Genomic DNA, 19782 nt, shown 5'->3' with positions numbered 1-19782 from the left:
ATCTGCACGGTGGTGGTCTTGCCCGCCCCGTTCGGGCCGAGCAGCGCGAACACCGAGCCGGCCGGGATGTGCAGGTCGATGCCGTCCAGGACGCTCTTGTCGCCGTAGGACTTGCGCAGACCGTTCGCCGTGATGGCCAAGCTGGTCATGAGGAGTGCTCCTTGTCGGGGACCGTGGTGGTCGCTGTCGGCGGTGGTCAGAGACTGCGGGCGGTGATGTCGCCGTGGGCGGTGGTGGCGTGCAGGGCGAGCTCGATGGCGCCGTCGTTCTTCAGGGAGTTGTCGACCCGGCCGTATCCGGTGCCGGCGTCGAGGCTCGCGGAGACGCCGCGGGCGGCACCGACCGAGATGTCGCCGGACTGGGTGCGCAGGGTGACGGTGCCCTGCAGGGCCTCGGTGACCGTCAGGTCGCCCCTCTGGGTGCTGATCTCGGCGTCGCCACCGAGGCGGCCGATGGTGATGTCCCCGTCCTGGAGGGTGAGTCGGGCGCCGGCGGCCTCGTCGAGCTTGACCGGGCCCTGCGCACTGTCGACGGTGACGTCGCCGAGCCGTCCGACACCGCGCAGTTCACCGCAGGCCGCGGTGGCCCGGACGTGGGAGCCGGCGGGCAGCTGGACGGTGACCTCGACCGAACCCGAGGGACCGAACAGCTGCTTCTTCGCGTCCGGGGCCGCGATGCGCACGACACCGTCGGTGTGGGTGACCGTGATCTGCTCGGCGGCCTTCACGTCCCGGCTCTTGGCGGAGTCGGCGGGCCGGACCTCGACGGTGGTGTCGGTGCGGTCGGCGGCGATCAGCTGGATGCGTCCGGCGGGGATGTCGAGGACGGTGGTGATGGCGGCCGGGGTGGTGAACTTCTGCATCGTTGTCTCCTGCGACTCGTTGTCTTCGTCGTTTCCGATGAACGAAAAGCTACGTTGCATTCACGACTTAGGCAACAAGCTCGTTGCGTCCTTAGAGAATCAACGCAGCTCAGAGCGTATATTTCGTTGCAGTGACTCTCGAAGAAAACGCAACGTTAAGCGTCGAGTCGTTGCAATGGAATGAAGGTGAACGCTATGCTGGAGCTCTCACGCAGCACAAAGGAGACCGCGATGCCGGGAGGCAGACTCACCCAGCAGGAACGTCAGCAGATCGCGCTGGGGCTGGCCGACGGCCTCGCCTACGCCGAGATCGCCCGGCGCCTGGACCGTCCGACCTCGACGGTCACCCGCGAGGTGATGCGCAACGGCGGCCCCACCGCCTACCGCGCCGAGGTCGCCCACCGCGCCACCGAGCGCCGCGCCCACCGCCGCCGACGGACCGCGCTGCGGGACCCGCAGGCGCCTCGACAGGCTCACGGGCGCGACGCCGAGGCGGTGCGCGCGTACGAGGAGACGTTCAACGCCGTCATGACGGGCTCCGGCATGCCCCCGATGATGTCGCGCGTGATGACGTGCATCACCCTCACCGACAGCGGCAGCCTGACCGCCGCCGAACTCGTCGAGCGCCTCAACATCAGCCCGGCGTCCGTGTCCAAGGCGATCGCGTTCCTGGAGAGTCAGGGCATGGTGCGCCGGGAGCGCGACGAACGCCGCCGCGAGCGCTATGTCGTCGACGACGACATCTGGTACCAGTCCATGCTGGCCAGCGCCCGCGCGACCGCCCAGATCGTCGAGATCGCACGCGAGGGCGTCGGCGTGCTCGGCCCGGGCACCCCGGCGGCCGTGCGCCTGGAGAACGTCGCCCGCTTCCTCGACTTCGTCTCCGAGAGCATCGCGCGCGCCGCGGAACAGGCCCGCGAGATCCTCCACACGAAACCCGGGACGGCGGCCGGGGACGACCACGACCCCGCGTGAGTCGCCCCGCCGGGGCGGCTCAGCCCGCCCGGTCCGGCTCCGGCGGCAGGATCAGCGTGGGTTCGAGGACGACCCGGGCCGCGGGCTCCTCGACGGGCCGCGCCAACTCGGGCCGTACGCCCCGCTGTTGACGCCAGCCCGCCTGGGCAGCGACGACGGCGACGTAAGGGATGACGACCCCGCCGGCCAGGGCGCAGAAGGCGACCACGGGCCAGCGGTTCCAGGTGAGGGCCATCACGACCACGCAGGCGGTGCGCACCAGCATCGCGGTGACATAGCGGCGCTGACGGCCGCGCAGGTCCTGGGACAGGCCGGTGCGAGCCCGGGTGATGGACTCGGCCGGGGACGCGTCCCTCTGCCTTGACGTGCGGTTCATCGGGCCTCCGTGGCTGTTCCGGCGGGGCCGCCGGACGGGGTGGCCGGCCGGCGGTGGAACGACGGCGGCGCGGGTGACCGTCCCCTGATCACCCGCGCCGCCGTATCCGGCCCGGTGCGGTACGTGGTGCCGCCGGGTCAGTGCACTTCCTGGTCGGACTCCCGTCCTTCGACCGCGGCCCGACTGCCGTTGCCCGCATGCCCGTTGGACGAGGCGTGCCCGTTGGACGAGCCGTGCCCGTTGGACGAGGGCAGGCCCGGCGCCTGACCGAGGTGCTCCACGGCGTGCTGCATCTCCTGCACGGTCGGGTGCGGGATCTGCGGGCCGTGCAGCCAGCGGCTGATGCGGTGGCGCACCATCTGCTTGCGCACGTTCGGGTTCGGCACACCCTCGTCGTCGTGCGTCGCGGGGGCCGGCAGAGCCTCGGGGATCTCACGGGACAGCAGGAAGTACTCCCGCTCGCGGTCCAGACGCTCGTGCACCTCGACGAACTCGCCGTGCGGCAGCCGCTTGATCCGTCCGGTCTCACGGCCGTGCAGGAGCTTGTCGCGGTCGCGCAGCAGGAGTGCCAGGCAGATCCGCTTGGTGACGATGTACGTCACCACCGGGACGACGAACATGCCGATCCGGACGGACCAGGTGATCGCGTTCAGGGACAGATGGAAGCGCTCGGCCAGGATGTCGTTGGCGCCGCCGAAGAACAGCACCAGGTAGAACGCGACGAAGGAGACGGCGAACGCGGTACGGGTGGGACGCTCGCGAGGCCGGTCCAGAAGGTGGTGCTCGCGTTTGTCACCGGTGACCCAGGCCTCCAGGAACGGCCACAGCGCGACCACGGCCATCATGATCGTGGGCAGGACGACCGCCGGCAGCAGCACGCCCATGTTGACCGTGTAGCCGCCCGGCAGCACGAACTCCCAGGCGGGCATGGCCCGTAGGGCGCCTTCGAGGAAGCCCATGTACCAGTCCGGCTGGGAACCCTGGGAGATCTGGTCGGAGCGATAGGGACCGTAGGTCCACACGGGGTTGATCTGCGCGATGGCCGCCATCACCGACAGCACACCGAAGACGAGGAAGAAGAACCCGCCCGCCTTGGCCACGTAGATCGGCATCAGTGGATGACCGACGACGTTGTTCTCGGTGCGCCCCGGACCTCGGAACTGGGTGTGCTTGTGCACGACGACCAGGATCAGGTGGACGGTGACCAGGGCGACGATGATGCCCGGCATCAGCAGGATGTGCAGGCTGTAGAACCGTGGAATGACATCGGTGCCCGGATACTCGCCGCCGAAGAGGAACATCGTGGCGTAGGTGCCGACCACCGGGATGGCGAGCGTGACGCCTTCGGCGATGCGCAGGCCGGTGCCGGAGAGCAGGTCGTCGGGGAGCGAGTACCCGATGAAGCCCTCCAGAGTGACCACGACCAGAAGCACGAAGCCGATCAGCCAGTTGATCTCACGCGGCCTGCGGAACGAGCCGGTGAGGAAGTGCCGCAGCATGTGGATGCAGAGCGTGGCGATCATGACCAGCGCCGACCAGTGGTGCAGCTGCCGGATGAACAGACCACCGCGCACGTCGAAGCTGATGCGCAGCGTGGACTCGTAGGCCCGGGTCATCGGAATGCCCTGCAGCGCCTCGTGCGATCCGTGGTAGGCCGTCTCCGACATGCTCGGGTCGAAGAACATCGTGAGCCAGACACCGGTGAGGAGCAGCACGATGAAGCTGTAGAGCGCGATCTCACCGAACATGAACGTCCAGTGGTCAGGAAAGGCCTTACGGATCAGAAAACGGAGATTGTAGATCCCGAGTCGCCCGTCCACCCAGTCGGCGACTCGCACGCCCTTGGGTGGTTCGGTGCGCGCACTGTGCGGCGCCCTTTCGGTCGTGCTCATACCCGCGCGCCCTCCCCTCGCCGCTCGTCCGTGACAGGCATCGTGGCCTGCCGCGGCGCAAGCCGGCCGGTGCCCTGAAGCGGTTGAAACGCTATCCACGGGTCCGTGAACGGGACAACCGCGCTCAAGTGATACTCAAGTTCCAACTCAAGCGTTTCTCGAGTGAGTTGTGGGATGTCAGAAGTCAAGTGGGTCTCGCTGTCGGTCATTTGATCCACAGCAGTCATGCCGTCGAGCGTATGGCTGGGCATTTTCGGCCGCGACGGCGTATTACGCGCCACCCGGCCGAAACCCGACGGCCTCACGGTCCCCGCCGTTCGCCGGCCGGTGCCGCGAGGGGCCAGTGGGCCGAGGATCCGGTGGGGCGGGGCCTGGCCGCGGAGCCGGTGGAGACCCCGATCACGGGTGCCGACGGTACGGCGGGCCGGCGCCCGCGGGACTCGGGGCCGTGGGTGAGGGTGGGCGGCGCGGTGGCCGCCGGATCACGCCGGGGGCTCAGGGTGGCCCGCAGGGCGCGTGAACGCAGTGCCGCGGGCGGGGCGAGCGTCTGCTCCTGGTGGAGCAGGAGGGCCGCCGCGTGCGGGTCGGTGGTCGCCGCGGCCGCGATCCGGGACGCGTAACGCCTGCCGAACCTCGCGCGCAGTCCCCGCACCGGCCGCTGGGCGCGGATGCTCGACTGCCAGACGGGGGCGACCTGACGGGCGAGCGCCCGGCGCAGCCGGTGGCTGATGCCGACCGCGGTGCCGTGGGCGGTGAGCAGATGGTCCAGGACCAGTGCGGACTCCACCGCGAGCGTCATGCCGTGCCCATGTGCCGGGTCCAGGGCGGCGAGGGCGTCGCCGACGACGAGGAACTGGTCGGGCCAGCGGCGCAGTCTGTCGTAGTGCCGCAGCCGGCTGTCGGTGCGGCCGCGGGTGTAGACGGGGCCGAGCGGGGTGGCCGTCTCGATGAGGTCGTGCAGCAGCGGGTGGCGCAGGGTGCCGGCGGCGCGCAGCAGTTCCGCGTGGTCGGTGGGCGCCAGGGTGCCGTCGCCGACGGCCAGCGTCACCGACCAGCGGCCGCCTTCGACGGGGTTGAGCACGGCCTGGCGCGGGTCGTGAGCGGTGGCCATGAGGAACAGGCTCTTGAAGTCGGCGACATGGCCGACGGGTGGCGCGTACAGGGTGGTCGCGTACGAGGTCCCGGACTCGGCGACGGACTCCGCGGGCGGTGCGTAACCGAGTTCGGCGAGCCACTCGGGGGCACGCGAACCGCGTCCGGAGGCGTCCACCACGAAGTCCGCGGGGATGAGGTGCTCGGGGTTCCAGCCGTCGGGTTGTCCGCGGTTGCGGCGGCAGGCCCAGACGCCGATGACGGTGTCCTCGGGGCCGGGCTCCAGGGCGACGACCTCGTGGTCCTGGAGGAAGGTGATCCTGGGGTCGGCGCGCAGCCGGTCCCGTACCACCGCGTCGATGAGGTCCCGGCCGGCGCTGAGCATCGACAGGTCGGTGGCGCAGCGGGGCAGCCAGCCGGACGGGCCGAGCAGCAGCATGTCCTCGGGGACGCGCACGGGGACCGCCCCGGCGCGTACCAGGTCCTGGCAGATGCCGGGGAACAGCTGCTCCAGGCCCTGCTGGGCAGCGGTCATGAGGCTGTGGGTGTGCCGTGCCTGCGGCACACCGCGGCGGCGGCCGGGGCCGCGGGGCAGCCAGTCGCGCTCGATCACGGTGACCCGGTCCATGAGGCCCGTCAGTGCCCGGGCCGCGGTCAGCCCGGCCAGGCCGGAGCCGATCACCAGACCGTGACCGTGGCCACCGCTCCTGCCCCCGTGTTTGTCCCTGTCCCAGTTGCTGTCCCTGTCCACAACACGTGCGTCCACCGTCAACTCGGCCGCCTCCCCAGTGCGTTGTGCTTTGCATCATGCGCCGCACGACAGCTCGCGCCACCAGGTTCGACACCGCCTCAAGCAACATTCGAGACAGCCGCGACGAGGACTCGAGTGACGGGTGGGGCAGGGAGGTCGACACCGGGGGTCCGACCAGGGCGGTCGCCCGGCGGGGAGCGGTCATGAGGGGGACGGCGGGCCGTGGGACGGCCGGTGCGTGCGGCGGGTGTCAGGTCCCTGGCGTCGCGCACCGGCCGTCCTCTCAGGGCGCCGGGGCTCGCCCGGGCCCCGGCGCGGTCAGTGCCCGGTCCACCAAAGGACCGGCGACGCCCGTGTAGCCGGCCGGGTCGAGGAGGGCGGCGGCTTGCTCCCGGCTCAGTACGCCCGCCAGTTCCGGGAGTTCGGCGAGCACCTCGGCCAGCGGCAGCCCGGCTCGGGTGGCGAGCAGGGAGGCCCGCGTGAGCAGTTCCTTCGCGGCCGTCCTGCCGATGCGGGGCGCCAGAACGGCCGAGACCCGCTCCGAGACCAGCTGGCCGCCGGTCGCCTGGAGGTTGGCACGCATCCGTTCCGGGCGCACGCTCAGACCCCGGGCGAGTTCGACGGCGGTGTGCGCGGCGCCGCCGGTGAGTCGCAGCGCCTCCCGCAGCGGCTGCCACTCCGCGTGCCACACTCCGGCCGACCGTTCGTCCTCGGTGGGCAGGCACTGCATCAACACGGTGGCCAGCGCCGGTACCTGGAGTGCGGCGGAGCGGATCAGGGTCGCCAGCACGGGGTTGCGTTTGTGCGGCATCGCCGAGGACGCGCCCCGCCCGCTGACCGCGGGTTCGGCCACCTCGCCGACCTCGGTACGGGTCAGCACCAGCACGTCCGCGGCGATCTTGCCGAGCGCCCCGGTGGTGTGGGCGAGCGCGGCCCCCAGGTCGGCGACGGGAGTGCGCAGGGCGTGCCAGGGCAGCACGGGCACGGCCAGCCCCGTCTCGTCGGCGAACGCGGCGCCCAGTTCGTCGAGGACGGTCGCGGGGTCCGCGCCGTCACCGGCGTACTGGAGATAGCCGGCCAGGGTGCCGGCCGCGCCGCCGAGCGACACCGGCAGCCCGCCGTCGGCGAGGCGCTCCAGGCGCTCGACGGAGTCCAGCACCAGCGCGCGCCAGCCCGCCGCCTTCAGCCCGAACGTCGTGGGCACGGCGTGCAGGGCGAGGGTGCGGCCCGCCATCGCGGTGTCCCGGTGGGCGGCGGCGAGTGCGGCCAGCGCCTCGGCGACGGCCCGCAGGTCGGCGACGATCAGCCGCAGGGCCCGCTGGGCCACCAGCATCGCGCCGGTGTCGAAGACGTCCTGGCTGGTGGAGCCGCGGTGCACGTACTCGGCGGCCTGCGGGGAGCGTTCGGCGACCACCGCCGTGAGCGCCTTGACCAGGCCCACGACCGGGTTCGCGGTCTCCCGCGCGGCCAGCGCCAGTTCACGGACGTCGAGCAGTTCCGCACGGGCGGCGGCGGTGATGGCCGCGGCGGCCTGTGCGGGGACCGTGCCGCAGCGGGTCTGGGCGCGGGCCAGGCCCGCCTCCGCGTCCAGCATCGCCTGGAGCCAGGCGCTGTCGCCGACAGCCGCCTCGACGGGGGTGCCCGCCCGTACCGGCGAGAGCAGCCCGGCGTCCAGATGACCGGTGAGGTTCCCCGTCCCCGGGGGCGCGGATACGGACCTCATACTCCCGCCCTCACCTTCTCGGTCGGCAACTGCGTCTGCGGATAGGGCAGTTCGGGCAGGGCGAGGACCGCGGCCGCGATCGCGTCGGAGTCCTCCAGGGTGACCGAGCCGACGCCGGGCCGGATACCGGCCGCCGTCACCCAGTGCACGGACTCGGTGGGCACCCCGTAGGCGAAGCGCCGCGGGTGCAGCACTCCCCTGGCGTCGATGACGTGGTAGGGCCGCTCGGACACGGTGAGGCCGCCGGTCTCGTAGTCCGCGCCGCTCGTGCCGTCCCCGTCGGGGATGCGGTAGGGATGGCACTGTCCGGTGCGCAGCATCTGGTTCATGAGCGGGTCCGCGGTGCGCCTGAGGTCGATCTCGGGCAGCCGGGCCTCGATGAGGACCGTGGCCCGCACCCGCACGTCCGGTATCTCGCTCGACGTGCCGCTGAAGCCGGGGCCGAGCGGATGGTCCGGGTCGGGGGTGACCCGCATGCCGGGGCCGATCACGTCGAGGACGCCGGCGTCCAGGAGCGCGGCCATCTCCTCTATCCGCAGGGCCGGCGGTCCGATGGACAGATAGGCGTTGAGCGGGGTGTACCAGCCGTCGAGGTCGTCGCGGTGGGACGCGGCGGTCAGACCGGCGTGGTCGACGGCGAGCCGCAGTTCGTTGCGCAGGTCCCGCAGGACGTCGAGGGCGGCCTTGACCGGTCCGCTGACGTTGCCCTGGCGGGCCAGGCGGACGTCGTCGTCGAGGTGGTCGCGCAGCCAGGCGCGGAAGGCGGCCTGGTCGGTGAAGACACGGTCGCCGTAGGGGCGGGCCACACGCTTCCAGTCCCAGCGCTCGGCGACGTCTACGCCGCTCGCGTCGAGGAGCACGTCCTCGTCCGTGCCCGGTTCGGCCTCCAGATAGGCCTCGACGAACTCCTCGACCACGTCGGGGAGTTCACCGCGTGCGTCCAGCAGCGCGGCGTAGTAGACGCTGCACACCTCCTTGGAAATGAGCGGCCACAGGTCGGCGGCGAAGTCGATGGCACCGTGATGGGGGGCGCGGGCGCGCAGCGCGGTGATGTACCCGGTGGTCAGCAGGCGCGGGTAGTAGCGGCCGTGGGCGCCCTTCTCGTTCTCGCCGCGCGCCTGGTAGGGCACGCCGCGCCGGGAGCCGGCGTACAGGCGCGGCTCGCGGCCGGAGGGCCGGTAGACGAGTCGGCCCTCGACGCGGGCGAAGACGCCGCCCCGGCCGTGGGTGAACAGGGCCAGGTAGTCGAAGAAGTTGAGTCCGAGTCCGCGCAGCAGCACCGTCTCACCGGGCCGGATGCCCGACAGGTCCACGTCGGCCGGGTTGGCCGGGGGCAGGTACGTCAGGCCGTTGCTCTCGGCGTACTCGGTCAACTCGCGTTCGGTGTCCGACAGTTGGGCCGGGACATGGCCCTGTGCGAGGACGACCGCGGACAGGCCGGTGAGCCGGGTGCCGTCCTCCAGGACGATCGTCTGCTCCCCCGCGGGCCCCTCGTCCGCCAGCGCGACGGCCCGTACGGGGTGGGTGCGCACCGTGACATGTGCGGCCGCGCCCGCCACGACCCGCTGGAACGCCCACGTCAGATAGCGGCCGTACAGGGCGCGGGTGGGGTAGGAGTCGGGGCCGAGCCGTTGCGCCTCGGCGACGACCCCGTCGTCGTAGCCGCCCCGCGGGGCGTCCTCGAGGGTGCGGGAGACCAGCGACTTGGCCCACTCGTACAGGCTCGGCCCCTCGTCCAGCGGGCCGTCGATCCGGACACTGGCGTCGGTGTAGACCGTGACCTGCGAGGACACGGTGTTCATCAGCAGATGCCGGGACTGAGTGGGACGCCACACCCGTCCCGAGCCGGGCGGGTCAGGGTCGACGACATGCACGGTGACGGTGTCCCAGCGGGGCGACTTCCGCTCCTGTGCGCAGAGCCGTTCCAGTACCGACAGACCGCGCGGGCCCGCACCGACCAGACAGACCTCCAAGTGCGCCGCCGTGTCCTGACGGGGCTGGGCGGATACCCGGGTGTCCGGATGGCCGTAGGGCACCGGATCGTCCAGGGCATACTGACCGGCCGCCGTCTCCGGCGGCCCTGTGGTGAGTCCGACGCCAACTGCGCGTTCGCCTCCATGCGTACCGTCCACAGTGCCTCCTTCCTCCGCCACCGTCGGTGCAGGCGCTCAACCAACGCTCGGCCCCGGACGGAAATCCGCTGGAGAAATGGCAGAGGCATTCACCGGCCGCCGGCGACGGTGTGCAGTGCGCGGCGCAACGCCATCTCCGGCAGGCCGCGAACGGGGCTGTATCAGGACTCCAGCACCGCTCGCTACGTTCGGGAGAAAGGCGTCACCGGATCGACCCGGCCATTCGGCGCACCACGGTCGCGGAGGGCGAGCCGCCGCATGAAGGGGATTCGTTGATGGTCCACCCGTGCTCCAGAAATCACTCTCATGAGAGCCACGCCGTCCCCGGTTTCGTCCTTTGCGCCTCCTGTATCAGCCAGGTGGAACGCAATCTGCGCGCACTCCCCGTACTGCATCAGGAGTGTCTGCACCATGTGTCGCCGACCCATCGGCGGACCAATCCCACGCGGGTGTCGGGAAGCCGTAACCGGGACCACCTGAACATCTCGGTGCTGGACGCCCGTCACAACATCCTCGCGACGTTGGAGTCCTGGTCGGAGATGGTCGTGGAGCGGCTCGGCGTCACCGCGCCGGCCCGCTCCGTGCCGCAACTGGCCCGGTTTCTGACCCGGCATCTGGAGTGGCTCGCCGGGCAATCCCCGGCCGCCGACTTCGCCGACGAGGTGGGAAGTCTCGTCGCCGAGCTGCGCGGCACGATCGACCCGGACCCCGGGTCGCCGCAGACGCTGATCAGGCAGTGCGTGGTGGACGACTGCGGCGGCACGATCAGCGCCTCGCCGGGGGACTGCGGCAAGCCGGGCGGCCGCAGCATCGAATGCTCGGCGGGACATTCCTGGGAAATGCACGAATGGCTGACGCTGCGTCGGCTCATGGAGCGACAGCGAAAGGGTGTCACGGTATGACGAAACCGCCACGCCACAGGCTTGTCCCCACGAATGTCGCCGCACTCGCCGTTGGGGTGTCGGAAGCGACGATCCGTAAATGGGTGAGCCGCGGGAAGATCACTCGCTACGGCGCACCGAACTGCCGCTCGGAGTTCGACATCGAGGAACTCACGGAGATCGCCATGCGGCGGCGTACCGCGGCCCGGTGACTGAAAGTCCAACTGTCCGTCCCGAATTTCTTTCGTGAAACGACAACGTGAAACGACAAGGGGAGTGAGTGCGTTGACGCTACCGACCTCAGTGGAGGGGGTTTCGGAAAACCGTCGGGCTCGCTCGGTCGGCATCGGTCGCGCCCACGCCAAGGCGATCCTGCTGGGCGAGCACGCGGTCGTGTACGGAACCCCGGCTCTCGCGCTGCCGATCCCGCAGCTGACGGCCACGGCGAGCGCCGGATGGTCCTCGCACGCCTCCGACGCCCAGGGCGGCTTGTCCTTCACCATGACCGGTTCCGCCTCGCGGGCGGTGGTGACGCTGGCCTCCGACGGTCTGCAGCGGCTGGCCGCGGCCTTCAAGGAGCGCATGGGCGTGCCGGGCAGGCCGCATCTGGACGTGATCCTCGACGGGGCCATCCCGCCGGGGCGCGGGCTCGGCTCCAGTGCCGCGAACTCGCGGGCGATCGTCCTGGCGCTGGCCGATCTCTTCGGCCACGAGCTGTCCGAGACCACGGCGTTCGACCTGGTGCAGACGGCCGAGAACATGGCGCACGGCCGGGCCAGTGGCGTCGACGCCATGACCGTGGGCGCGGCGGCCCCGCTGCTGTTCCAGGCGGGCCGGGCCGAGGAGCTGGACATCGGCTGCGACGGCCTGTTCATCGTCGCGGACAGCGGCACCGCGGGCAGCACCAAGGAGGCCGTGGAGCTGCTGCGGGACGGCTTCCGGCGTGCGGCGGGCGCCGAGGAGAGGTTCCTGGGCCGCGCCACCGAGCTCGTCGAGGAGGCCCGGCGAGCCCTCGCCGACGGCTCCCCCGAGGAGCTCGGCGCACGACTGACGGACTATCACGAGCTGCTGCGCGTGGCCTCACTGAGCACGGAGAAGATCGACGGCCTGGTCGCGGCCGCGATGTGGGCGGGCAGCCTCGGCGCCAAGATCACCGGCGGTGGCCTGGGCGGCTGTGTCCTCGCCCTGACCGAGCCGGAACTGGCCAGTCAGGTCGCCCGGGGGCTCCACGACGCGGGCGCCGTCCAGACCTGGGTCGTTCCGCTGAGGAGGCTCGCCGCCCATGCGCACTGAACAGCTCGACCGAGCCCGCGCGGCGGGCGGGGCGGCGACGGACGCCGTCGCCGTCGCGCACCCGAACATCGCGCTGATCAAGTACTGGGGCAAGAGCGACGAGCGGCTGTTCCTGCCCCGCACCGACAGTCTGTCGATGACCCTGGACATCTTCCCCACGACCACCCGGGTCCGGCTCGCCCCCGAGGCGGACCAGGACACGGTCGTCTTCAACGGCGAGCGCGCGACCGGTGAGGCCGCACGGCGTATCACCGCCTTCCTGGAACTCGTACGGGAGCGGGCCGGCAGCGCCGAACGGGCCGTCGTCGACACCGAGAACACCGTCCCCACCGGGGCCGGTCTCGCCTCCTCCGCCAGCGGCTTCGCCGCCCTCGCCGTCGCCGCGACAGCCGCCTACGGCCTCGACGACGACCCGCGTTCCCTGTCCCGGCTGGCCCGGCGCGGCTCCGGTTCGGCCTCCCGGTCGATCTTCGGGGACTTCGCCGTCTGGCACGCCGGCACCGACGACCTGACCTCCTACGCCGAGCCCGTCGACGCCGCCGCCGACCTGGACCCCGCGCTCGTCGTCGCCGTCGTCAACGCGGGCCCCAAGGAGGTGTCCAGCCGCGAGGCCATGCGCCGCACCGTCGACACCTCACCGCTGTTCGAGCCGTGGGCGCTGTCCAGCAGGGACGACCTGGTCGACATGCGGGCGGCACTGACCCGCGGCGACCTGGACGCGGTCGGCGAGATCGCGGAGCGCAACGCGCTCGGCATGCACGCCACCATGCTCGCCGCCCGACCCGCCGTGCGGTACATGTCACCGGCCTCCCTGACCGTCCTCGACAGCGTGCTCCAGCTCAGGCGGGACGGCGTTGCGGCCTACGTGACCATGGACGCCGGACCGAACGTCAAGGTGCTGTGCCGGCGCGGGGACGCCGACCGGGTGGCCACGGCCGTCCGCGGCGCCGCCCCCGACGTCGCGCTGCACGTCACCGGCCCCGGACCGGGCGCCCGCCTGCTCACCGAGGACGACCGATGACGTCGCCGCGCACGGTCGTACGGCGCGCCCCGGGCAAGCTCTACATCGCGGGCGAGTACGCGGTCGTCGACCCCGGCAACACGGCGATCCTCGTCGCGGTCGACCGGTACGTCACCGTCACCGTGTCCGGCACGGACCGCACCGGCGTGGCGATCTCCTCCGACCTCTGGCCGCGCCCCGTGCGCCTGCACTGGCAGGACGGCCGTCTGAGCGGAGACGACGGCGAGGCCGCCCACGTGATCACCGCGATCGAGACCGTGGCCGACCTGCTCACCGAACGCGGCCTGTCCGTGCCCCCGTTGAGCGTGTCCGTCACCAGCACCCTGCACGACAACGGCCGCAAATACGGCCTGGGCTCCAGCGGCGCGGTGACCGTGGCGACGATCGCCGCCGTCGCCGCATACTGCGGGCTGGACCTCTCCCCCGACGCCCGGTTCCGCCTCGCCCTGCTCGCGACGGCCCGCATCGACCCCAAGGGCTCCGGCGGCGACCTCGCCGCGGGCACCTGGGGCGGCTGGATCGCCTACCGGGCACCCGACCGTGCCCTCGTGCTCGACCTGGCCCGCGCCCGCGGCGTCGACGAAGCGCTGCGCACCTGCTGGCCGGGCTTCGAAGTACGGCAACTGCCGCCGCCCGCCGGCCTGTCCCTGGAGGTCGGCTGGACCGGGAACCCCGCCTCCACCACCTCCCTCGTGGCCGGCCTGCACCGCAGGACCTGGCGGGGCACCCCCTCGCACCAGAAGTTCGTGGAGACCACCGCCGACTTCGTGCACGCCGCGATCGGCGCTCTCGAGGCCGGCGACGGCGAAGGCCTGCTGCACCAGATCCGGCGCGCCCGGCAGGAACTGGCCCGCCTGGACGACGAGGTCGGCCTCGGCGTCTTCACGCCCGAACTGACCGCGCTGTGCGACGCCGCCGAGGCCGTCGGCGGCGCCGCCAAACCCTCCGGGGCGGGGGGCGGCGACTGCGGCATCGCCCTGCTGGACGCCGACGCCCCGCACCACATCGCGCACGTACGGCAACGGTGGGCCGCGGCCGGAGTACTGCCCCTGCCCCTTGGTCCCGCCCCTGAAGGGAACGAAGAATGAGTAGCGCTCAGCGCAAGGACGACCACGTCCGGCTGGCCATGGAGCAGCAGCACGCGCACAGCGGACGCAACCAGTTCGACGAGGTGTCGTTCGTCCACCACGCCCTGGCCGGCATCGACCGGCCGGAGGTGTCCCTGGGCACGGCCTTCGCCGGCATCGCCTGGCAGGCGCCGCTCTACATCAACGCCATGACCGGCGGCAGCGCCAAGACCGGCATCATCAACCGGGACCTGGCCGTCGCCGCCCGCGAGACCGGGGTGGCCATCGCCTCCGGTTCGATGCACGCCTACTTCAAGGACCCGTCCTGCGCGGACACCTTCCGGGTGCTGCGCACCGAGAACCCGGACGGGTTCGTCATGGCGAATGTCAACGCGACCGCCTCGGTCGACAACGCGCGGGCCGCCATCGACCTGATCGAGGCGAACGCCCTGCAGATCCACCTGAACACGGCGCAGGAGACGCCCATGCCGGAGGGCGACCGCTCCTTCGGGGCCTGGGCGGCGCAGATCGAGCGGATCGCGGCCGCCGTCGACGTCCCCGTGATCGTCAAGGAGGTCGGCAACGGACTGAGCCGCGAGACGATCCTCGCGCTGCCGAACCTCGGCGTACGGGTCGCCGACGTCAGCGGCCGCGGCGGCACCGACTTCGCCCGCATCGAGAACGGCCGGCGCGAACTCGCCGACTACGCCTACCTGCACGACTGGGGCCAGTCCACGGTCGCCTGTCTGCTGGACGCCCAGGACGTCGGCCTGCCGGTGCTGGCCTCCGGCGGGGTCCGCACCCCGCTCGACGTGGCCCGCGCCCTCGCCCTCGGCGCCCGTGCCGTGGGCTCGTCGGGGGGCTTCCTGCGCACCCTGCTCGACGGCGACGTCACCGCGCTGGTCGCGAAGATCTCCGCGTGGCTCGACCAGTTGGCGGCCCTCCAGACCATGCTCGGCGCCCGCACCCCCGCCGACCTCACACGCTGCGATCTGCTGATCCACGGCGAGCTCCGGTCCTTCTGCGCGGACCGGGGCATCGACACGCGGCGGCTCGCCCAGCGCTCCAGCTCCATCGACGCCCTTACCGAGATGACGGGAAGCACACGATGACCGAAGCACACGCGATCGCCGGGGTCCCCATGAGGTGGGTGGGCCCCCTCCGCATTTCGGGGAACGTCGCCAACACCGAGACCCAGGTCCCGCTCGCCACCTACGAGTCCCCGCTGTGGCCGTCGGTCGGCCGCGGCGCGAAGGTCTCCCGGCTGTCCGAGAAGGGCATCGTCGCCACCCTCGTCGACGAGCGGATGACCCGCTCGGTCCTCGTCGAGGCCACCGACGCGCTGACCGCGCTCACCGCCGCCCGCACCATCGAGGCCCGCATCGACGAACTGCGCGAAGTGGTGCGCGGATGCAGCCGGTTCGCCCAGCTGATCGGCATCCGCCACGAGATCAACGCCAACCTGCTGTTCATCCGGTTCGAGTTCTCCACCGGCGACGCCTCCGGCCACAACATGGCCACCCTCGCCTCCGACGCGCTCCTCGCACACCTGCTGGAGACGATCCCCGGCATCTCCTACGGGTCGATCTCGGGCAACTACTGCTCGGACAAGAAGGCCACCGCGATCAACGGCATCCTCGGCCGCGGCAAGAACGTCGTCACCGAGCTCCTCGTCCCGCGTGACGTGGTCGCCGACGTCCTGCACACCACCGCCGCGAAGATCGTCGAGCTGAACATCCGCAAGAACCTCCTCGGCACCCTCCTCGCCGGCGGCATCCGCTCGGCCAACGCCCACTACGCCAACATGCTGCTCGCGTTCTACCTGGCCACCGGCCAGGACGCGGCCAACATCATCGAGGGCTCGCAGGGCGTCGTCATGGCCGAGGACCGCGACGGCGACCTCTACTTCTCCTGCACCCTGCCCAACCTGATCGTCGGTACGGTCGGCAACGGCAAGGGCCTCGGCTTCGTCGAGACGAACCTGACCCGGCTCGGCTGCCGGGCCGACGTCGCGCCCGGCGAGAACGCCCGCCGGCTCGCCGTCCTCGCCGCGGCCACCGTGCTGTGCGGTGAGCTCTCGCTGCTCGCGGCGCAGACCAACCCCGGCGAACTCATGCGCGCGCACGTCCAACTGGAACGCGACAACAAGACCGCAAAGGTTGGTGTATGAGGCATGTCCATATCCATCGGAATCCACGATCTGTCCATCGCGACCAGCGAGTACGTCCTGCCGCACACCGCGCTCGCCGAGTACAACGGCACCGACATCGGCAAGTACCACGTGGGCATCGGCCAGGAGTCGATGAGTGTGCCGGCCGCCGACGAGGACATCGTCACCATGGCGGCGACGGCGGCCGCGCCGATCATCGCCCGGCACGGCAAGGACCGCATCCGCACGGTCGTCTTCGCCACGGAGTCCTCGATCGACCAGGCGAAGGCGGCCGGCATCTACGTCCATTCGCTGATCGGACTGAACTCCGCCACCCGTGTCGTGGAACTGAAGCAGGCCTGCTACGGCGCGACGGCCGCCCTCCAGTTCGCCATCGGGCTGGTGCGCCGCGACCCCGCCCAGCAGGTCCTCGTGATCGCCAGCGACGTCTCCAAGTACGAGCTGGACAGCCCGGGTGAGGCGACCCAGGGCGCGTCCGCGGTGGCCATGCTGGTCAGCGTCGACCCGGCCCTGGTCCGCATCGAGGACCCCTCGGGCCTGTTCACCGCCGACGTCATGGACTTCTGGCGGCCCAACTACCTCTCCACCGCGCTCGTCGACGGGCAGGAGTCCATCGGCGCCTACCTCCAGGCCGTCGAGGGCACCTGGAAGGACTACTCCGAGCAGGGCGGCCGCGCGCTCGAGGAGTTCGCCGCGTTCTGCTACCACCAGCCGTTCACGAAGATGGCGTACAAGGCCCACCGCCACCTGCTGAACTACTGCGGCTACGACACCGACAAGGACGTCATCGCGGGCGCGCTGGGCCAGACCACCGCGTACAACACGGTCATCGGCAACAGCTACACCGCCTCGGTGTACCTGGGCCTGGCCGCGCTGCTCGACCAGGCGGACGACCTGAGCGGCAAACCGCTGGCCTTCCTCAGCTACGGCTCCGGCAGTGTCGCCGAGTTCTTCTCGGGGACGGTCGTCGCCGGGTACCGCGACCACCTGCGCACCGAGGCGAACCTCGAGGCGATCTCCCGGCGCAGGACGGTCGACTACGCCGGCTACCGCGAACTGCACGAGTGGAAGTTCCCGACGGACGGCGGCGACCACGCCACCCCGGAGCAGACCACCGGACCGTTCCGGCTGGCCGGCATCAGCGGCCACAAGCGGATCTACCAGGCGCGCTGACCGCTCGTCAGTTCCTCGCGGGCGCGCGGCACCATGGGCGGCCCCTTCGGGGGCCGCCCACCGCCGGCCCGTACGTACCGCCCATCACCGACCACTTGAGGGGAGGGCAGCCGCATGACAGACGCCACGATCGCCGCCCACGGCAGCCCCATGAAGGACATCAGGATTCTCGGCACGGGCTCCTATGTGCCGGACCGGATCGTCTCCAACGACGAGGTCGGCGCACCGGCCGGCGTCGACGACGAATGGATCACCCGTAAGACCGCGATCCGGGAGCGGCGCTGGGCCGCCCCCGGCCAGGCCACGTCCGATCTGGCGACGGCCGCGGCACGGGCCGCGATGCGGTCGGCCGGCATCACCGCCGAGCAGCTCTCCATGATCGCGGTCGCCACGTCCACACCGGACCGGCCGCAGCCGCCGACGGCGGCCTATGTGCAGCAGAACCTCGGCGCGGCCAGCACCGCGGCGTTCGACGTCAACGCGGTGTGTTCCGGCACCGTGTTCGCGCTCTCCGCGGTCGGCAGCGTGATCCTGCGGCGCGGCGGCTACGCCCTGGTGATCGGCGCGGACACCTACTCGCGCATCCTGAACCCGGCCGACCGCCGCACGGTAGTCCTGTTCGGCGACGGTGCCGGCGCCATGGTCCTCGGCCCGACCACCCACGGCCCGATCGTCAAGCATGTCGCCCTGCACACCTTCGGCGCTCTGTCGGACCTGATCCAGGTGCCCGGCGGCGGCAGCCGTCAGCCCCTCGACGAGGCCGGTCTCGACGCCGGGCTCCAGTACTTCGCGATGGACGGCCGGGAGGTGCGCCGCTTTGTCGTGGAGCAACTGCCGCAGCTGACCAAGGGGTTCCTCCACGAGGCCGGTGTCGAGGCCGCGGATATCAGCCACTTCATCCCGCACCAGGCCAACGGCGTCATGCTCGACGAGGTCTTCGCCGACCTGGCCCTGCCCCGCGCCACCATGCACCGCACGGTCACGCACTACGGCAACACGGGCGCCGCCTCCATCCCGATCACCCTCGACGCGGCCGTCCGCGACGGCGCCTTCCGCCCCGGCGAGCTGATCCTGCTGGCCGGCTTCGGCGGGGGCATGGCCGCGAGCTTCGCGCTCGTGGAGTGGGGGTGAGCAGCCCGGCGGACACCACCACCCCGGTCCGGCGCACGGTTCCCGATCCCCCCAGCCATCCCCGTCGAAAGGTTGCCTCCCATGTCGCTCGTGCTCGACGCCGCTGCCCAGGACCTGCTGTTCCGTGAGGCCCGCACGGCGAACACCTTCACCGACGAGCCGGTGACCGACGAGCAGATCCTGGCGATCTACGACCTCGTCAAGTACGGCCCGACCTCCTCCAACCAGAGCCCGCTGCGCATCACCCTGGTCCGCTCCCCCGAGGCCCGTGAGCGCCTGGTGCGGCACATGGCCGAGCTGAACCGTCCGAAGACGGCCGCCGCCCCGCTGGTGGCGATCCTCTCCACGGACAACGAGTTCCACGAGGAGCTGCACAAACTGGTCCCGCACTTCCCTCAGGTCAAGGACCTGCTGTTCGCCGAGCGTCCGACCCGTGAGGCCTCCGCCGTGCTCAACGGCGCCCTGCAGGCCGCGTACTTCATCATCGGCGTCCGTGCCGCGGGCCTCGCCGCGGGTCCGATGAGCGGCTTCGACGCCGCCGGCGTCCAGAAGGAGTTCCTGGACGACGACCACACCCCGCTGATGGTCGTCAACATCGGCAGGCCCGGCCCGAACGCCTGGTTCCCGCGCGCACCCCGCCTGAACGCCGACGAGGTCATCACCACCGTCTGAGTCCGGTCACGACACAAGGCCGGGTGCGGAGAGCTTCACGCTCTCCGCACCCGGCCTTTCCGCTTGCCACGGGCCCGTCAGGTGCCCGTGGCGGTCAGCGGCGGTCCCGGGCGCGCTCCTCGTAGGCGGGCCACACCTCGCGAACCAGGAACAGCTCCTGCGAGGACAGCGGCACGTCCTCACGCAGCCGCTCGGGGTGGGCGGGCGGCGGCCCGCCCACACCCGGTGGCAGCACCAGGAACCGGTTCTGCGCGTAGCGCACCAGGCGGTTCTGGGAACGCGAGGCGGAACGGGGCGGGTCCACGGCCTGTAGAGCCTCAGGGCCGACGTACATGGCTCCGTAGGACGCCAGGCCCCGCCACAGAGGCCGCAGGCAGCGGTTGATCAGCATCCGCAGAACGCCACGCAGCATCCGAATCATGTCTGCACCTCCACGCCTCCACTCGTCGTTTCCTATAGAGACTGACAAGGTTCACTAGTGGACCGGTCGAGAAGTCTTGGCGCGCGCTTGTGCTGTTTGAACGGCCTCGGGACACAACGAAGAGGCGCGCCGCAACAGGTGTGCGGCGCG

18 protein-coding genes are annotated in these 19782 nt (G+C 71.3%); 10 read left to right on the top strand and 8 right to left on the bottom strand.

Annotated features, from left to right (window positions below; genetic code table 11):
- A partial coding sequence (locus ABKA17_RS47630; RefSeq protein ID WP_353698744.1) for an ATP-binding cassette domain-containing protein occupies positions 1–149 on the bottom strand: 149 nt, incomplete at its 3' end.
- 47 nt (positions 150–196) lie between these two features.
- Positions 197–862 carry a DUF4097 family beta strand repeat-containing protein gene (locus ABKA17_RS47625; protein ID WP_353698741.1) on the bottom strand — a complete coding sequence of 222 codons (666 nt, stop codon included), beginning with the start codon at positions 860–862 and terminating at the stop codon, positions 197–199.
- A gap of 231 nt (positions 863–1093) precedes the next feature.
- Here ABKA17_RS47625 and ABKA17_RS47620 point away from each other — a divergent pair, with 231 nt between their 5' ends.
- The gene (locus ABKA17_RS47620) at positions 1094–1837 is read left to right on the top strand and encodes a GbsR/MarR family transcriptional regulator (RefSeq protein WP_353698740.1); all 744 of its coding nucleotides are present in this window, start codon (positions 1094–1096) and stop codon (positions 1835–1837) included.
- Positions 1838–1856: 19 nt separating this feature from the next.
- Here ABKA17_RS47620 and ABKA17_RS47615 read toward each other — a convergent pair whose 3' ends face one another.
- The 5 genes from ABKA17_RS47615 to ABKA17_RS47595 all read right to left on the bottom strand — a co-directional run bounded on the left by ABKA17_RS47615 (position 1857) and on the right by ABKA17_RS47595 (position 9644).
- Positions 1857–2213 carry a DUF3099 domain-containing protein gene (locus tag ABKA17_RS47615; RefSeq protein ID WP_353698739.1) on the bottom strand — a complete coding sequence of 119 codons (357 nt, stop codon included), beginning with the start codon at positions 2211–2213 and terminating at the stop codon, positions 1857–1859.
- 137 nt (positions 2214–2350) lie between these two features.
- Positions 2351–4105, bottom strand: coding sequence for a cytochrome bc1 complex cytochrome b subunit (gene qcrB, locus ABKA17_RS47610; RefSeq protein ID WP_353698738.1), 1755 nt, complete (start codon positions 4103–4105; stop codon positions 2351–2353).
- Between the two features lie 301 nt (positions 4106–4406).
- On the bottom strand, positions 4407–5879 hold the full coding sequence (locus ABKA17_RS47605; protein ID WP_353698737.1) for an FAD-dependent oxidoreductase: 1473 nt from the start codon (positions 5877–5879) through the stop codon (positions 4407–4409).
- Between the two features lie 352 nt (positions 5880–6231).
- Positions 6232–7671 (bottom strand): nitrosuccinate lyase, encoded by a 1440-nt coding sequence (locus ABKA17_RS47600; protein ID WP_353698736.1) that lies wholly within the window; start codon positions 7669–7671, stop codon positions 6232–6234.
- Positions 7668–9644, bottom strand: a complete 1977-nt coding sequence (locus ABKA17_RS47595) for an FAD/NAD(P)-binding protein (protein ID WP_353698743.1) — start codon at positions 9642–9644, stop codon at positions 7668–7670. The genes ABKA17_RS47600 and ABKA17_RS47595 overlap by 4 nt, the downstream gene beginning before the upstream one ends.
- A 608-nt stretch (positions 9645–10252) precedes the next feature.
- On the opposite strand from ABKA17_RS47595, the gene ABKA17_RS47590 reads away from it, so the two are divergent.
- The 9 genes from ABKA17_RS47590 (at position 10253) to ABKA17_RS47550 (ending at position 19211) form a co-directional block, all read left to right on the top strand.
- Positions 10253–10705: a hypothetical protein gene (locus ABKA17_RS47590; RefSeq protein ID WP_353698735.1), complete on the top strand. Its 453-nt coding sequence runs from the start codon at positions 10253–10255 to the stop codon at positions 10703–10705.
- A gap of 264 nt (positions 10706–10969) precedes the next feature.
- Positions 10970–11977, top strand: a complete 1008-nt coding sequence (gene mvk, locus ABKA17_RS47585; protein ID WP_353698734.1) for a mevalonate kinase — start codon at positions 10970–10972, stop codon at positions 11975–11977.
- A complete protein-coding gene (mvaD, locus tag ABKA17_RS47580) occupies positions 11967–12998 on the top strand; it encodes a diphosphomevalonate decarboxylase (protein WP_353698733.1) in 1032 nt (343 codons plus the stop codon). Before mvk ends, mvaD begins: the two co-directional genes overlap by 11 nt.
- A complete protein-coding gene (locus tag ABKA17_RS47575; protein ID WP_353698732.1) occupies positions 12995–14086 on the top strand; it encodes a phosphomevalonate kinase in 1092 nt (363 codons plus the stop codon). Before mvaD ends, ABKA17_RS47575 begins: the two co-directional genes overlap by 4 nt.
- On the top strand, positions 14083–15177 hold the full coding sequence (gene fni / locus ABKA17_RS47570) for a type 2 isopentenyl-diphosphate Delta-isomerase (protein ID WP_353698731.1): 1095 nt from the start codon (positions 14083–14085) through the stop codon (positions 15175–15177). Before ABKA17_RS47575 ends, fni begins: the two co-directional genes overlap by 4 nt.
- Positions 15174–16235 carry a hydroxymethylglutaryl-coenzyme A reductase family protein gene (locus ABKA17_RS47565; protein ID WP_353698730.1) on the top strand — a complete coding sequence of 354 codons (1062 nt, stop codon included), beginning with the start codon at positions 15174–15176 and terminating at the stop codon, positions 16233–16235. Before fni ends, ABKA17_RS47565 begins: the two co-directional genes overlap by 4 nt.
- A 3-nt stretch (positions 16236–16238) precedes the next feature.
- Complete coding sequence (locus ABKA17_RS47560) at positions 16239–17408, top strand: hydroxymethylglutaryl-CoA synthase (RefSeq protein ID WP_353698729.1); 1170 nt, start codon at positions 16239–16241, stop codon at positions 17406–17408.
- A 114-nt stretch (positions 17409–17522) separates the two neighbouring features.
- Positions 17523–18539: a 3-oxoacyl-ACP synthase III family protein gene (locus tag ABKA17_RS47555; protein ID WP_502994557.1), complete on the top strand. Its 1017-nt coding sequence runs from the start codon at positions 17523–17525 to the stop codon at positions 18537–18539.
- Between the two features lie 81 nt (positions 18540–18620).
- Positions 18621–19211: a malonic semialdehyde reductase gene (locus ABKA17_RS47550; protein ID WP_353698728.1), complete on the top strand. Its 591-nt coding sequence runs from the start codon at positions 18621–18623 to the stop codon at positions 19209–19211.
- 94 nt (positions 19212–19305) lie between these two features.
- Here ABKA17_RS47550 and ABKA17_RS47545 read toward each other — a convergent pair whose 3' ends face one another.
- Complete coding sequence (locus tag ABKA17_RS47545; protein WP_353698727.1) at positions 19306–19632, bottom strand: DUF6059 family protein; 327 nt, start codon at positions 19630–19632, stop codon at positions 19306–19308.
- Positions 19633–19782 lie beyond the last annotated feature (150 nt).

Origin of the sequence: Streptomyces sp. RG80, from assembly GCF_040446465.1 — a bacterium.
Classification (GTDB): Bacteria; Actinomycetota; Actinomycetes; order Streptomycetales; family Streptomycetaceae; genus Streptomyces.
The sequence above is the reverse complement of the archived record's forward strand: the minus strand, read 5'-3'. Positions and strand labels throughout refer to the sequence as shown.

Bases quoted from the DNA above. Each gene is read 5' to 3' on its own strand.
- ABKA17_RS47565 (WP_353698730.1), top strand. From the start codon at position 15,174: ATGACCGAAGCACACGCGATCGCCGGGGTCCCCATGAGGTGGGTGGGC.
- ABKA17_RS47545 (WP_353698727.1), bottom strand. From the start codon at position 19,632: ATGATTCGGATGCTGCGTGGCGTTCTGCGGATGCTGATCAACCGCTGC.
- ABKA17_RS47550 (WP_353698728.1), top strand. From the start codon at position 18,621: ATGTCGCTCGTGCTCGACGCCGCTGCCCAGGACCTGCTGTTCCGTGAG.
- ABKA17_RS47620 (WP_353698740.1), top strand. From the start codon at position 1,094: ATGCCGGGAGGCAGACTCACCCAGCAGGAACGTCAGCAGATCGCGCTG.
- ABKA17_RS47615 (WP_353698739.1), bottom strand. From the start codon at position 2,213: ATGAACCGCACGTCAAGGCAGAGGGACGCGTCCCCGGCCGAGTCCATC.
- ABKA17_RS47560 (WP_353698729.1), top strand. From the start codon at position 16,239: ATGTCCATATCCATCGGAATCCACGATCTGTCCATCGCGACCAGCGAG.
- ABKA17_RS47575 (WP_353698732.1), top strand. From the start codon at position 12,995: ATGACGTCGCCGCGCACGGTCGTACGGCGCGCCCCGGGCAAGCTCTAC.
- fni (WP_353698731.1), top strand. From the start codon at position 14,083: ATGAGTAGCGCTCAGCGCAAGGACGACCACGTCCGGCTGGCCATGGAG.
- qcrB (WP_353698738.1), bottom strand. From the start codon at position 4,105: ATGAGCACGACCGAAAGGGCGCCGCACAGTGCGCGCACCGAACCACCC.
- ABKA17_RS47555 (WP_502994557.1), top strand. From the start codon at position 17,523: ATGACAGACGCCACGATCGCCGCCCACGGCAGCCCCATGAAGGACATC.
- ABKA17_RS47600 (WP_353698736.1), bottom strand. From the start codon at position 7,671: ATGAGGTCCGTATCCGCGCCCCCGGGGACGGGGAACCTCACCGGTCAT.
- mvaD (WP_353698733.1), top strand. From the start codon at position 11,967: ATGCGCACTGAACAGCTCGACCGAGCCCGCGCGGCGGGCGGGGCGGCG.
- ABKA17_RS47625 (WP_353698741.1), bottom strand. From the start codon at position 862: ATGCAGAAGTTCACCACCCCGGCCGCCATCACCACCGTCCTCGACATC.